Annotated in this window: 9 protein-coding genes; 4 read left to right on the forward strand and 5 right to left on the reverse strand. The window is 61.5% G+C overall.

From position 1 onward, the window contains the following. Positions 1-43: 43 nt before the first annotated feature. From MA07_RS05110 to MA07_RS05125, 4 genes are all read right to left on the reverse strand, one after another. On the reverse strand, positions 44-1,081 hold the full coding sequence (locus MA07_RS05110) for an IS30 family transposase (protein WP_036345680.1): 1,038 nt from the start codon (positions 1,079-1,081) through the stop codon (positions 44-46). A 157-nt stretch (positions 1,082-1,238) separates the two neighbouring features. Then, entirely contained in the window at positions 1,239-1,982 is a 744-nt protein-coding gene (locus MA07_RS05115) for an AAA domain-containing protein (protein WP_081928793.1), read from the reverse strand. Positions 1,983-2,073: 91 nt separating this feature from the next. Next, on the reverse strand, positions 2,074-2,652 hold the full coding sequence (locus MA07_RS05120; RefSeq protein WP_152568735.1) for an AAA domain-containing protein: 579 nt from the start codon (positions 2,650-2,652) through the stop codon (positions 2,074-2,076). Continuing rightward, entirely contained in the window at positions 2,546-3,544 is a 999-nt protein-coding gene (locus tag MA07_RS05125) for a DUF4011 domain-containing protein (protein ID WP_036347778.1), read from the reverse strand. The genes MA07_RS05120 and MA07_RS05125 overlap by 107 nt, the downstream gene beginning before the upstream one ends. Positions 3,545-3,873: 329 nt before the next feature. On the opposite strand from MA07_RS05125, the gene MA07_RS05130 reads away from it, so the two are divergent. The 4 genes from MA07_RS05130 (at position 3,874) to MA07_RS31145 (ending at position 12,252) form a co-directional block, all read left to right on the forward strand. Then, entirely contained in the window at positions 3,874-5,367 is a 1,494-nt protein-coding gene (locus MA07_RS05130) for a DNA polymerase Y family protein (protein WP_348270397.1), read from the forward strand. After that, complete coding sequence (locus MA07_RS05135) at positions 5,367-8,624, forward strand: error-prone DNA polymerase (protein WP_036347780.1); 3,258 nt, start codon at positions 5,367-5,369, stop codon at positions 8,622-8,624. The genes MA07_RS05130 and MA07_RS05135 overlap by 1 nt, the downstream gene beginning before the upstream one ends. 120 nt (positions 8,625-8,744) lie before the next feature. Beyond that, complete coding sequence (locus MA07_RS05140; RefSeq protein WP_036347782.1) at positions 8,745-9,797, forward strand: YdcF family protein; 1,053 nt, start codon at positions 8,745-8,747, stop codon at positions 9,795-9,797. 640 nt (positions 9,798-10,437) lie between these two features. After that, the gene (locus MA07_RS31145) at positions 10,438-12,252 is read left to right on the forward strand and encodes a calcium-binding protein (RefSeq protein WP_036347783.1); all 1,815 of its coding nucleotides are present in this window, start codon (positions 10,438-10,440) and stop codon (positions 12,250-12,252) included. Between the two features lie 339 nt (positions 12,253-12,591). On the opposite strand, the gene MA07_RS05150 is transcribed toward MA07_RS31145, so the two are convergent. Continuing rightward, positions 12,592-13,776 (reverse strand): metallophosphoesterase, encoded by a 1,185-nt coding sequence (locus MA07_RS05150; protein ID WP_036347785.1) that lies wholly within the window; start codon positions 13,774-13,776, stop codon positions 12,592-12,594. Positions 13,777-14,052 lie beyond the last annotated feature (276 nt).

Below are 14,052 nucleotides of genomic sequence, written 5' to 3' on the forward strand. Positions count from 1 at the left end.
AAGCCGAGGTGCGACGGTTGGCGGGTCATCGGTCTCGGGTCGGTCAGGGGCTGCCGGGGCGGAGTTGGTTAGGGTTGCGCAGCCCCGGCAGCCTCGGATCCAGAGAGCTCATCAGGACCTCTTCAGGTGTGCGATAGCCCAGGCATTTGCGTGGGGTCGCGTTGAGCCGATCACAGATCTCAAGCAGAGCCTCCTCAGGCAAAGCGGCAATGTCCGTGTCCCGTGACAGGAAGCGCCGGACCCGGCCATTGGTGTTCTCGACCGAACCCTTCTGCCACGGGGCCTGCGGCTTGCAGAAGTAGCTGTCCATGCCGAGCTTCTGCTTGAGCAACGGGTAAGAGGCAAACTCCGTCCCGCGGTCGAACGTGATCGATAGACGCGCCGTCTCCGGCAGGACCTTCAGCTTCTCGATCATGCCGGTCATGACCCCGGTTGAGTTGCGATCCGGGTTGCGGGTCAGGATCGTGTACCGGCTTTGGCGCTCGACGAGCGAGGTCAAGTTGCGCTTTCCCAGATCCTTACGGAACATCATCAGATCGCCTTCCCAGTGACCAAAGCTCGTGTGGTCTGCGATCTCCGCCGGGCGCTGCTCGATGGTGTTGCCCGCCGGAATGAAGAGACCGCGAGGCTTCCGCTGGTAACGGGCCCGCCGCCGGCGCCGTGCCATGGGCAGATCCTGGTACAGTCCGAGCTGTTGCCCTTGAGAGCTGTAGACGAACCGGTAGATCGTCTCGTGCGACAGCCGTTCAGGCGCCCCGGATGCCCGCAGGCGGCCAGCGATCTGCTCTGGCGACCATCCAGCTTTCAGACGGTCCATGACGTAGACTGCGAGCACCGGTGTGCGGGAGAGTTTGCCCAGACGCTGACGCCGGGCGCGGGCTTGCATGTCGGCCGCCACATGGAAATAGCCGCGATACAACGGCTCTTCATCGTGAACCCAGTTCCGTTTGATCTCGCGGTAGATGGTCGAACGGTGCCGCTGCAGGCGTTCAGCGATCACATTGATCGGGATCTTAGCCGCGTGCATGCGGGCGATCTCACGCCGCTCAGCCAGGCTCAGGTGGATGTAGGGCAGGGTCATTCGGCCTCCGAGTGCAAATCCTTTGTTTGTAACGGAATTCGCACCTCAGAATAGAATCCACCCGGCTACATCGCGGATTCGCATAACATTGATTATGGAACCTGTAGTTGCAAGTTTTGGTAACATTAACCGTAAGTGGCATGACTGACACGGCATACTAGAGCTCAAATTGCTTGAGCGCGGCGCTGACCATTCGTTGATAAATTCCAGCGAGTCCTTCGCTGGGATCTGCGCGCCAACGATCGGCTGGGATCCGGCGCAAAACCCATCCAGCACCTTTGAGCCGAGCTATGTCAGAGGCTTTCTGCAGCGGAGCGTAAAGGCCAGTGAAATAGAAGCAGATGATGTACCGATGGGGTTTGTCCCGCTCGTAGCCTGCAATGAAACGCGGGAATCTGTGAACTGAGAAGCGTTCAACCTTGAGCCGCTTGTCCATAAGCTTGAAGGCCGTATCCAAATCATCCTCTGGGTCAAGATCAGAGGCAGGAATTACCGTCGGCTGGATGATGGAACTCTTTGTTGTCTTGTTCCAAAGCTGCAAGAACGCAACGGCACCTGCGCTCGTATTCGCGTCCAAGCGACCGATGTCAAAGGAATGGTAGATAACGGTCTTCCACTTCGACCGGGTTGCAAGGACGTTCACTCTCTTTGCTGCGCCAGGTTGAGAGAGCACCCCTAAGTTCGCCAGGAAGCGGCCGTTTCGATCGGGCCCATAAGTCATTGAGATGAGAACGATGTCGCGCTCGTCTCCTTGCACGTTCTCCAGGGCTTTGACGAAGAGTCTCTCGAGGCCCTTTCCACCTGCGAGATCGATCTCGGAGAGTCCTTCTTTAGCGAGAGCTTCAGGTAGAAGTGTCAAGATCAGGTCACGTTGGTCCTCATTCAGTGTGATAATGCCGATTGACCGGGGCCCCCGCCATGGGGATGGTGTCGCCTAGCATGATTTTCTCGTGCATATGCGATAGCATCAGCAATCAGGGCTTTAGCCTCGACTATGTTATCGCCCTTTCCCCACGGCCGTAGATCGCATCGGGCACGAACCGGAAGGCTGTACCCAGGGAGTCATCCAGTAGAGGCGACGGGATAATGTCGAGTTGTCCCTGGTAGTACCGCGTATTGGAGAAGAGAATGAGGCTCTCATGCTTCGAGCGGTAATGCTGCTTGAGCATCTTGGAGGGCAGCCCTGACGTCACAGCATGGTCCAACAAGCTCAGTGCCATCGTCGTTTGCGCTTGAGACTGTCTTGCGCGCGTAAACGTATTGGTCGGTGCCATCTGCTGTGAGTCACCGATTACGATGATCTGGGAGGCGAGACCTGCGGCAACGGCTGCATGCGAGAGCCTGACCTGTGATGCCTCATCGACAATAACGACATCGAATTCAAGTCCGGGCGGAATCTTGAGAGCGGCCACTGCTGGTGTTGAAACCGCAATCGGCACATTCCGGGAAAGAGCGGCCCCATACTCAGTGAGCAGGACAGGAGCTGGCAGGCTCTCGGCGCTTTTCGGCCAGCGGTCGACGATGATTTCCAGGGCAGCTGTCTTCTCGGCTGAGACAAGAACCCGCTTCATCGTTGAGCAGGTTGGCAACGATGTTGACGATGGTCTGCGATTTACCGGTTCCAGGTGGGCCTTGCAGAACGAATGACTCCCCTGCCCTCGCTGCTGTGATCGCCTCATCCTGGCTGAGGTCTGCATGAACAAGGTGGAGATTGAGTGTCTCAGGGCGGATCCGAGATGGAGCCGATACACCTCCTGCCAATATCTTGAGAGCCCCGACTTCTGTCAGGTAGGGCCGCGCTGACAGGTTGAGAGCGCGGTGCATGGCGGCACTCTTTCCCGCATAGAGGTTGAGATTGACCCTGGGATCGTAGCCAAGGATCGCTATCCCACCCGCTTTAACGGGTTCAACCGTATGCGCCTTGACGGATCGTGCCCTGAACGGCGGCTTTGTGGGGTCAATCCCAACTGTGCAGCCGAATGGGGTGGCAAAGAGCGGGAACGTCTCGTTGGGCTCAAGGGGCCCAGCCGGGGCGATCACTAGATCACTCGTGACGGTCACCGGCATGGTAAACAAGGGGGCGGTCCGGATTGCGTTCTCCGCGTCCTTCCATGCGATTGCACCGATGGCGAGCCTGCGGGTCTCGATGCCCTGCTCACTCGCGATGGTTTCAGCATCGGCGATCAGGTTGACAATTGCACGGCGTAGATCGGCCGGAGTGCGCTGGGAGCCTGAGGCAATTCTGAGCGGGTCTTCCCCAATTCGGAGGGTAGCGTCGGGTCTGGAGAACAGATCGACCAAGTCATCAGGATCGATGGCGAAGTCGATCGAGCGCCCCCTCTTGGCCGGGGCAGGCAGCGAGACCATCTTGTTGCGCAGGCCGAGATCCGTCAGAGCCTGATGAGCATCGCTGACGAAAGAGACAACAGGATCTGTAATTTCAACGGCTTCGGCGTGCTGCATCGGGGCGGAGTGCCCTGGTATCATGCTTCGAAAATCAGAAATGATTTGCAAATCTTACCCCTTTTATATCAGAGGTGCCCGGCTTGCCACTGCTGCAGCCCTGGCGCCGCTGAACTTGGTTAGCTGGTTTCCAACATATTAAGGGTGGGTGGTGATCACGTTTTGTTCCCGCTATCCACAGGCCCCATGGGGATAACTTAGGGATCTCTTCCACCGCTTATAGCGTTCGCCTTATGTTCCGTCGCGTTGAATCGGCCGGGCGTTGAATGCCGGTCCAGTCTTCAAGGCGGTTTGCCTGAAGGCGAGCACAGGTGCTTGGAATGAGGAGGATGGTCTCGGTGTATCTTCCGACCTGGCCCACGGACAGGTTCAGGCGCCAACACGGTGGCCCTCCTCCCAGTGAACCGCTGGTCACAGCATTGTCAGCCGGATCAGCCCGGCGGATCGGCACAGCCTGCGCGGCAGCGCAAGCTCTGGGTCTGAACTCGGGTCTTCCCATTGCTCAGGCACAGGCTCGGATCCCGAACCTTCATATTATTGAGGCCGCGCCGGAAGGGGATGAAGCCGCACTAGGCCGATTGGCACAGTGGGCGATCGCCTACTCGCCCATCGTTGCCGTCGATCCGCCTGACGGCATTTGGATCGATATTGCCGGAGTAGCCCATCTGTTCGGCAGTGAGGAGAAGCTTCTCGAGCACCTGCTGATCCGGTTCACCCGGCAAGGCATCACGGCGAAGGCGGCGATAGCCGACGCGCCCGGCACCGCATGGGCGGTCGCCCGCTTCCGCGGCGGCGGAATCATTCCTGTTGGCCGCTCCGTTGAGGCTGTTGCGACCCTGCCGGTTGCCTCATTGAGGCTACCGCGGCACACGGTCGCGACGATGCACAAGCTCGGTGTCGAGCGGGTCGGGCAGCTTGCGGCTATGCCGCGTGCACCGATGGTCCGGCGCTTCGGCAATGACGTGGCGCTCAGGCTCGATCAGGCGATGGGCCATGCCTTTGAGCCCATCAATCCCCTCATCCCGGAGGAGACAGCGATTGCCACCCGAGCCTTTGCGGAGCCGATTAGCCGCCTGGAGTATCTGCAGAAGGTTGTACGGGATCTTGCTGAGGACCTGTGTCGGCAGCTGGTCAAACGCGGCCAGGGCGTTCGACGCCTGGACCTGATCCTGCGCCGGGTGGACGAGAAGGGCGCGTCTCTTCGGGTTGGCACTGCAAAGGCGACACGGGAACACGCACACTTGGCAAAGCTCTTTGACGAGCGCCTGCAGACCATCGATCCGGGCTTCGGCATCGAGGAGATGGTTCTGGTTGCGAGCAAGGTCGAGCCTTTTGTGCAAACCCAGACGGAGGCACGGGGTATTGAGAGCGGGTCCGCGGCTGACGTCGACCTGAGCCGCCTTGTGGACCGCCTCAGCGCCAAGGTGGGAAGCGCCCGCGTTTATCGCCTTGCCCCGGTGCAGACGCTGATCCCAGAGCGCATGGCGAAGCGGATTCTAGCGCTCGCCCCTCCAACCGAGGCAACCTGGCCCGAAACCCTGCCCCGGCCGACGCGCCTGCTCGACCCGCCGGAGCCAGTGGTGTCCACTGCGCTGCTGCCGGATCACCCGCCCGTACAGATCATCTGGCGTAAAATCCGTCATAAGGTCGTCAGAGCCGACGGACCGGAGCGGATCGCGCCCGAATGGTGGGCCGGTGACCCTGACAGGCCCTCGCGCGACTATTATCGAATTGAGACAGACCAGGGCGGCCGCTTCTGGGTCTTCCGCGATGCCCCCACCGCAGAGGGTGGGCGCTGGTGGATGCACGGGTTCTTCGGCTGATGTATGCCGAGCTCCAGGTTACCACCCATTTCTCCTTCCTGCGCGGAGCGTCGAGTCCCGCCGAATTGTTCGAACAGGCGAAGCTCCTCGGCATCACGGCGCTGGGCGTCGTCGACCGTAATTCTCTCGCCGGAATTGTGCGGGCCTATGAGGCGTCGCGAGAAACGGGCGTACGCCTCATCGTCGGCTGCCGTCTCGATCTGACCGACGGCACGTCGCTGCTTGTCTACCCAATGGACCGGGCAGCCTATTCGCGTTTGTGCCGACTGCTCAGTGTGGGAAAGAGCCGTGGCGGCAAGGGCAAGTGCCTCCTGACCTGGGACGATGTGGTCGCCTGGAATGAGGGTCTGCTGGCCATCCTGCTGGGTGACGAGGCGGGCGAGGAGCTTAAAAGCTACCTAGCGCGGCTGAAAGCGGTCTTTGGCGACCGCGCCTATATGGCGCTGATCCGGCGGTTTGCGCCAAACGAACATCTTCGGCTTCATTATGTGGAAGAGGCGGCCCAGGCCGCGAAGGTGCCGACGATCGCTATGGGCGACGTTCTCTATCACCACCCGTCCCGCCGGCGCCTGCAGGATGTGGTCTCCTGCATCCGTCAGCGCTGCACCATCGACGAGGCGGGCTTCCGGCTCGACCGGCATGCAGACCGATTTCTGAAGGATCCGGTAGAGATGCAGCGCCTGTTCGAGCGCCACCCGGGGGCGTTCCGGAGGATTGGCGAGATCCTCGACCGCTGCACCTTCTCGCTCCACGAATTGCGGTACCAGTACCCATCCGAGACGGAACCGGGAGAGACCGCGCAGGAGAAGCTGGAGCGGCTGACCTGGGAGGGCGCGGCGAAGCGCTACCCGGACGGCGTGCCTGATGTCGTCGCTGCCACCTGCCACCACGAACTCCATCTCATCGAGGAGTTGGGCTATGCCCCCTACTTTCTCACCGTCCATGCCATCGTGAACTTCGCCAAGTCACGCGGCATCCTGTGCCAGGGACGCGGGTCGGCCGCGAACTCCGCCGTCTGTTACGTGCTGGGCATCACCTCCATCAACCCGACTGAGCACGATTTGCTTTTCGAGCGTTTCGTGTCGCAGGAGCGCCGGGAGCCGCCGGACATCGACGTCGACTTCGAGCATGAGCGTCGTGAGGAGGTGATCCAGTGGATCTACGACACCTATGGCCGGCATCGCGCGGCCCTGACGGCGGTTGTGACCTGCTACCGAGCGCGTGGCGCCGTGCGCGAGGTGGGCAAGGTCCTAGGCGTGCCAGAGGATGTGACGGCGGGCCTGTCCGGTCTTGTCTGGGGATGGGGCAACGATGGTGTCACCGACAAGGAGGCGAAGGAACTTAACCTGAACCTCAATGATCCACGTCTGCGGATGACGCTGGAGCTGGCCTCCGAGTTGATCGGGGCACCGCGTCATCTCTCCCAGCATCCGGGCGGATTTGTACTGACCCAGGACCGTCTCGACGACCTCGTGCCAATCGAGCCAGCCGCCATGGAGAACCGTCAGGTCATCGAATGGGACAAGAACGATATCGACACCCTGAAGTTCATGAAGGTCGATGTGCTGGGGCTTGGGATGCTGGGGTGCATGCGCCGGGCCTTCGATCTCCTGCGGGAACACAAGGGGATTGAGCACAACCTGGCATCGATCCCGATCGATGATCAGAGGACCTACGAGATGATCCAGAAGGCGGACACGGTCGGCGTCTTCCAGATCGAAAGCCGGGCCCAGATGGCGATGCTGCCCCGGATTAAACCGGCCAACTTCTATGACATCGTCATCCAGGTGGCGATTGTCCGCCCAGGGCCGATCCAGGGCGACATGGTGCATCCGTATCTGCGGCGGCGGGAGGGCCACGAAAAACCCGAATATCCCCGGCCGGAGCTCCAGCGGGTTCTCGAAAAGACGCTCGGCGTGCCGCTCTTCCAGGAGCAGGCGATGCGGGTTGCCATCGAATGCGCGGGCTTTACGCCATCCGAGGCTGACCAACTGCGCCGTGCCATGGCAACCTTCAAGCTGACAGCCGGCGTGACCAAGTTCCGGGACAAGCTGGTGCACGGAATGACGGCGCGGGGCTATGACGCAGAATTCGCAGAGCGCACCTTCAAGCAGCTCGAGGGCTTCGGCTCCTACGGCTTCCCGGAGAGCCACGCGGCGTCGTTCGCCAAGATCGCCTACGCCTCCTCCTGGATGAAGAGGCACCATCCGGACGTGTTCTGCTGCGCGATCCTGAATGCCCAGCCGATGGGCTTCTACGCTCCGGCTCAACTAGTGAGGGATGCAAAGGCCCACGGCGTCGAGATCCGGCCCGTCGATGTAAATCATTCCCGGTGGGATTGTACCCTGGAGCCGACGCGTAACCGCCACCGCTTTGCCGTCCGGCTGGGGCTTCGCTTGGTGCACGGCCTGGCCAACGCTGACGGCGGCATGATCCCGATTGCGCGGGGCGACGCCCCCTATACATCCATCGAAGAGCTGTGGCGCCGGGCGAAAGTCCCGGTCACGGCCCTTGAACGCCTAGCGGAGGCGGATGCCTTTGGCTCTCTAGGCGTCAATCGGCGCGATGCACTCTGGACGATCCGCGGGCTCTCGGATGAGGTCATGCCCCTGTTTGCTGCGGCCGACGAACGGGACCGCGTGATCCGGTCCGAGAGCATTGAACCGGAGGTTGCGCTTACGCCTATGACTGAGGGGCGGGAGGTCGTGGAGGACTACCGGTCAAAGGGGCTGACACTGCGTCAGCACCCCCTCGCCTTCCTGCGCGGTGAGCTGCGCGAGCGCCGGATCCATAGCTGTGCCACGCTACGACGGGTCCGGGACGGGCAGCGGCTGACGATTGCCGGCATGGTGTTGGTGCGCCAGAAGCCGGGTTCGGCCAAGGGTGTCATGTTCATGACGATCGAGGACGAAACTGATGTGGCCAATATCATCGTGTGGCCGTCCCTCTTTGAGAAGCAGCGCCGCCTGATCCTCTCTTCCGGCATGATCGGCGTGCGCGGACGTTTCCAGCGCGAAGGGGGCGTGACGCACCTGATTGCTGAGCACCTGATCGACCTGACAGACCTGCTGCGCAGCGTCGGCGACCGAGATGACCCTTTCAGCATGCGCCATGGACGGGGCGATGAGGCCAAGATCGGGACCCGCGACCGCCTGCGCGAGGGCCCGAGGGAGATCGTCATTCCGCCGGCGGCTGAATTGCCGGAGCAATCAGCCGAGGTGCCGATCATCCGGGTAGCCGCACGGGATTTTCATTGAGGCGGCCGGCCAATTTTGATTGTGGGAGATGGCCCGGCTATCGTCATGACTGTGTCATCGCTCATCATGATGTCATGAGCATTGTTTTTGGCCTTTCGGCCCACTCTGGAGGACAGTCGAATGCGGAAAACCGCAGCTGTGAGCTTTGTTGCAATCCTGGCGGTATGTTCTTCCCTGACGGCCCACGCCCTTGATCAGAACAAGGCAGACCGGATCAAAACCCTGGTCGATACAGGCATGCAGTATTACTGGTCCGGCGGTGATGTGAAGAAGGCAGAGGCAGAGGTTTTCAAAGGCATCACGCTTCATGGCCGCTACGATGTAGTGGAGAAGGCGTTCGCTGAGGCCTCTACACTCGCCCCTCACCGGCTCGATTTCCGCTATGCCGTAGCATCGTCGCAAATCCTGCAGAAGAACCTTGCTGGCGCCCGCGCCACCTATGAGGACATCCTGGCAAAGGATCCGAACGCGTTCGCCGCCCAGGCTTGGCTTGCAGCCCTCGCCCGCATCGAAGAGAACCAGAGCCAGACCACCCTTGCCGAACAGGCCATGGCCGGCCTCGACCGGGAGCGCGCTGAGGCCTATCGCCAGCGTTTTGTGCGAGCTGAAGCCATCATAGCGGAGCGGCCGAATGTGGACGTTCCGACCGTTCCCGGTAAGGTCATGATTGTGGCACTGGGTTACGCCCTGGCCAAGGACGGAACTGCCGAAAAGCCGCTTCTTGACCGGCTGGAGGTGGCGCTGAAGGCGGCGCAGGCCAATCCAACGGCTCGTATCATGGTCACAGGCGGGCAGCCTCAAGCAGGAGTGACGGAAGGCGACGTGATGACCAAGTGGTTGGTCGAGAAGGGGATCGACCGCGACCGCATCCTGATCGAGGACAAGTCCAAGGATACCGTGGGCAACGTTCTGAACGTGGCGAACCTTCTGAAGCGCCATACCGCCGACACAGCCATTCTGGTGACCAGTGCGAGCCACATGCGGCGGGCGCGGACCCTTCTTGAGGACGCCTTCCGTCAGTACGATCTCAAGACCCGGATCGTTTCTGTAGTGGCCCTTGACGCCCCCTCTGTGGAAGAGGCCGCGAAGGTGTCCAAGGATGAGCGGATGGTGATCTACCGCGATCTGATGCGGGTCTCAGGCCTCTGGGCCTATCCAGGCATCCAGCAGTAGGGGCGGCAAGTCTCTGGTCTTATTACGGTTTGGCGAACCGGGGGCCAGAGGCCTCCTCTAACACAAGTCGCCGGAGCGCAACGTCCCATGCACTCCGGCGTTTGATATATTCCCAGGAAGAGGCCGGTGTTGCGAGCACCGACCTCTCCCCCTGTTTTATAGGGTGGACCCCTTACGGGGCTCTTCGGTTACCAGAAGAATGGCGGGACGAGTGTGATTGTGAAGGTCCACTCGTCCTTTCCATTTCTGGTGATCCGCAGGGAAAGGGGTTGTAGGTCTCCGGTAGCAACTGTCTTCCAGGAGGCACCCGTCAGCTAAGCTTGCCCTGCGCGAGACCCCGGCTCTGATCTCAACGATTTGCAATAGATCTTGCTGTCGATCACCACCAGACGAGAAGAAGCTGCCAAGCTTAGCGTTTATTTATCGGAATACTCTTTTTAGTCTGCATCCAATGATGGTGCTGCCGTGTAGTGTCTGCTCAGGGTGAATGCTGGTTTCTTCTTCGTCTTTCGTGCGGCTGTTCTATAGCCACGGCCACGCTACTCCCCTGACGCTCACTCGCTACCAACCATGGGAGTCATCAATGACTGAGCAGAACCATTTGGGACACAGCAGTTCAACTCTGGGAGGAACCAGCGGAATGCACAGTTCGGCAGACCTGAACAGTGCCAATCTGAACGCCGCCCTTCAAGCCTTTGCGGGTGCAGACCGCGTGTTCTTCGCGGACCTGAACGAGCTTAACAATTCTGAGGCTGAAGGCGGGGCGCTGCTCCTGCTCAAGGGCAACCGGCTCACCGTCATCACAGCTGCCCGCGGTGTGGAGGCTGGCCAGATCCATCCGCAGCACATCCACGGCTTCGTGGATGGAAGCAACGCAACCGTGCCGACACTGGCTCAGGACGATGACCGGGATGGCTTCATCGAACTGGCCGAGGGGCTGGACACGTATGGTCCCGTGCTCCTCGACCTCACGTCCCCTCCTGGCTCTGGTGCTTCCGGGCTCCCTAAACCCACCGGTACCTCGTTCCTGTTCTCCCAAACCTACGACCTGTCCGATGCCCGCAATGGGGAACTCGCAAAGCTGCTGGACGACGTGTCGCTGAACAGGCGAGAGATCGTTCTGCACGGCAAGACGGTTCTCGCAGGGCACGGGCAAGGCACGGCTGGCGAGGTGGACGGCACGGCAGGCTACAAGCTCGTGCTGCCGATCGCTTCCGGCGAGATCCGCGAACTCTCCTACAACAGCGCCCTTGCGTTGTTTCAGGATGCGGTCTCCCTCCAGGTTCGCGACGCCGTTGTCGGGAACGGCGGAAACAACGTGCTGCGCGGAACGGGGAACGACGACAACCTCCAGGGTCGTGGTGGAAACGACGATCTGTACGGCCGAGGGGGTGACGACTACCTGAGCGGCGGATCTGGTCGCGACGACCTGTATGGCGGCTCCGGCGACGATTACCTCGATGGTGGCTCAGGCCACGACAGGCTGTTCGGCAACGCAGGCAACGACCATCTTGTCGGCGGGTCGGGCAACGACGAGCTGTCCGGCAGTTTTGGTCATGACCATCTCTTCGGCGGCACGGGCAACGACCGGGCCTTCTTCAATGTCTCGACCGGCGGGTCGGATGTCGTCAACCTCGGCACGGGCTCCGACACGGTCAGCGTCACCGCTTCCTCGGCGCGGCAGGTTCGTCTCACCTTTACAAGCGCGGAGGTGGGCAATGGATCAGCGACCGATGCCGGTACGATGTCCAATCAGGATGGCGGCCTCGCGGTTCGCCTCCAGTCCGAGAACCGTGCCGGCGAGCTCGTTGGCGCCATCAGCCGCTTCGACGATGAAGGCATCACGTTCGATGCTGCCAGGTCGGGATTGACCTTTGACGTACGCGACCTCGTCTCGGGCGCAGCCCGCGGCGATCAGTTCGACGTTGTGAGCCTCGGCACCAGAAGCGCCGACAATCTCAAGGCCGCCGTGTCGGGCGACGCCTACTACTTCAACGCCGGCCAGGGCAATGACCGGGTGACGGGCGGGCGAGACGACGACTTCCTCGTGGGCGGTGCCGGCAATGACAGCCTCAGCGGCGGCCGCGGCGACGACACGTTCATCGGCGGCGGCGGCAATGACGTGCTCACCGGAGGAACAGGCGATGACGCGTTTATCTTTGCCGCTCCTCTCGACCCGGCGGGCAATGTCGACAGGATCCGGGACTTCCGCGCCAGTGACGACACGCTGCGGCTGGACAACGCCGTCTTTGTCGGACTGACGGACGGAGCCCTGAGTGCCAATGCGTTCGCGCTCACGAGCGCCGCCGCGGAGGCCGATGACCGGGTCATCTACGATCAGAGCACAGGCAACCTGTTCTTCGATGCCGACGGCGGAGCACGGGACAACCAGACGCTGTTTGCAACGCTGACCAACAGGACCAGCATCACGGCAAGCGATTTCTTCGTGATCTAGCCATTCCACGGCCAGCACAGGTGCCCCGGCCATATGGCCGGGGTACTTCTGTCCTGCGTTAGTCGTAGTGCCAGTTTGCATCTCCGCAGCACGAGCCGTCGCTACGCGCCAGCGTCTCCTTGCCTTTTCCTCAGCTCCATGTGCAGGCACAATCACTCAAGTCAAGCCAGTGCGGGCAGAGCAAGCCGGAATCAAAACCCGCAAAGGTCCGCAGCGGGTCAGGCAGTGAAGTTCGTTCACTGGCAGGAACGTCCGATCTTCCTGTTCAAAACAGAAGTTCGGCCCCACCCGGGATGTACCATAGCTGCCATTCCGCTGGGCGGCCTTCTCATCGTGAATTCAGCCTGCGGTGGCCGGAGCAAGCGTTCGCTCTGAACTCGTCGGCGCATGAGCGGGCGAACGATCCTGCGGTGACGCGCGTCGCAGGGTGATGCGAGTCAGCTCAGAGGGACGCCCGAGCCTCAAGGCAAAGCCGGGCCATAATGCCGTGCCGTTGTTGACGTAGAGTGTCATGCCGCCAACCTGGTACCGACCCGAGACGAACCCGTTGTTGGCGCGCGCAACTAGCCGGTCCAGTCCTGGGATCATACCACCGTGGGTATGCCCCGAGAGTTGCAGCGCCACTCCCCGTGCGGCCGCCTGCGAGGCGTTCCTCGGCTGGTGATCGAGCAGGAGGATCGGCGTTTCGGACGGCGCGCCCTCAAGCGCGGCCGACAGGTCCGGTGCGGGATGGAAGGATCGAGGCGCCGATAAGTCAGTGACGCCGGCCAGCACGAGCGATCCGCCATCACGGTTCAGGACCGTATGATCGTTGACGAGCGCCTGCATCCCCAGGCTGGCGTACTGGAGCATCCACTCCTCGTAGCCGAAGAAGTACTCGTGATTGCCGGGAATGACCCAGACGCCGTCCTTCGCACGCAGTCCGCGCAGCGGTTCCACGTCGGCACGCCGCGCGCCGAACGAGCCGTCGATCAGATCGCCGGTGACCACGATCAGGTCGACACCGAGCGCGTTGGACCGCTCGACCACCGCTTGGGTCCACTCCTTAGGGAACAGGCGGCTGATGTGCAGGTCGGTCAGTTGCAGGAGCCTGTAGCCGTCGAACTGAGGCGGCAGGCCTGGGATGGCGATCTCGATATCGTTGAGCGGGGGAACACGTGTCGCCTGGTACACGCCGACTGCCGAAAGCAGCATGGCCGCCATCGCGGTCGTGTAGCGCACGCCGACTGGTATGGCTCCGCCGCCCCGAAACAGACGTACGATCAAGGTGGTCACATCGAGGGCAATCTGCATCACCGCCAGCAGCGCGATTGCCCCGAAAGCCCAGTTGAACAGAAGCACGAGAGCACGGGGAAACTCGGGCGAGAAGACCGAGCCGGACGAAAGGCGGCTCCAGAGATGGTATTGCGAGGCCACGAGCACGGCGATGGCAAGGGCAATCTTCCCGCCCGGCGCCCACGGAAGCGGCCACACGAACCGCGCCAGCACATAGAGGGCGGGCAGTGCGAAAGTCAGGTGAAACATGAACGCCCTTGAATCGAGGAGCTAGTGACTGGAACGGTTTGTTGGAAGTCCGAGTACTAGAACGGTCGACGGGGCCGGTACAGAGCCCGTCGCGCAGTCCCTAAAGATCCGCCGCAGGATTGGGCACTCGGCGCGACGCTGTCACCTCACGATGTCGAGACCCGTTCCTAGCACCTCTGCTTCAGAATTCCTCTCTGGGTCAAACTGAGTAGCAGCAGAAGTCGGTGCGAAGGTCGGCTCATCCCAGCAGTGCGGAAGTACGGTCAAGGTCAGCCC

The sequence above is a fragment of the Microvirga sp. BSC39 genome, assembly GCF_000739015.1.
GTDB lineage: Bacteria > Pseudomonadota > Alphaproteobacteria > Rhizobiales > Beijerinckiaceae > Microvirga.

Excerpts from the sequence above, each read along its gene's own strand:
- MA07_RS05140 (WP_036347782.1), top strand. The coding sequence starts at position 8,745 with ATGCGGAAAACCGCAGCTGTGAGCTTTGTTGCAATCCTGGCGGTATGT.
- MA07_RS05110 (WP_036345680.1), bottom strand. The coding sequence starts at position 1,081 with ATGACCCTGCCCTACATCCACCTGAGCCTGGCTGAGCGGCGTGAGATC.
- MA07_RS05125 (WP_036347778.1), bottom strand. The coding sequence starts at position 3,544 with ATGCAGCACGCCGAAGCCGTTGAAATTACAGATCCTGTTGTCTCTTTC.
- MA07_RS05150 (WP_036347785.1), bottom strand. The coding sequence starts at position 13,776 with ATGTTTCACCTGACTTTCGCACTGCCCGCCCTCTATGTGCTGGCGCGG.
- MA07_RS05120 (WP_152568735.1), bottom strand. The coding sequence starts at position 2,652 with ATGAAGCGGGTTCTTGTCTCAGCCGAGAAGACAGCTGCCCTGGAAATC.
- MA07_RS05135 (WP_036347780.1), top strand. The coding sequence starts at position 5,367 with ATGTATGCCGAGCTCCAGGTTACCACCCATTTCTCCTTCCTGCGCGGA.
- MA07_RS05130 (WP_348270397.1), top strand. The coding sequence starts at position 3,874 with ATGGTCTCGGTGTATCTTCCGACCTGGCCCACGGACAGGTTCAGGCGC.
- MA07_RS31145 (WP_036347783.1), top strand. The coding sequence starts at position 10,438 with ATGCACAGTTCGGCAGACCTGAACAGTGCCAATCTGAACGCCGCCCTT.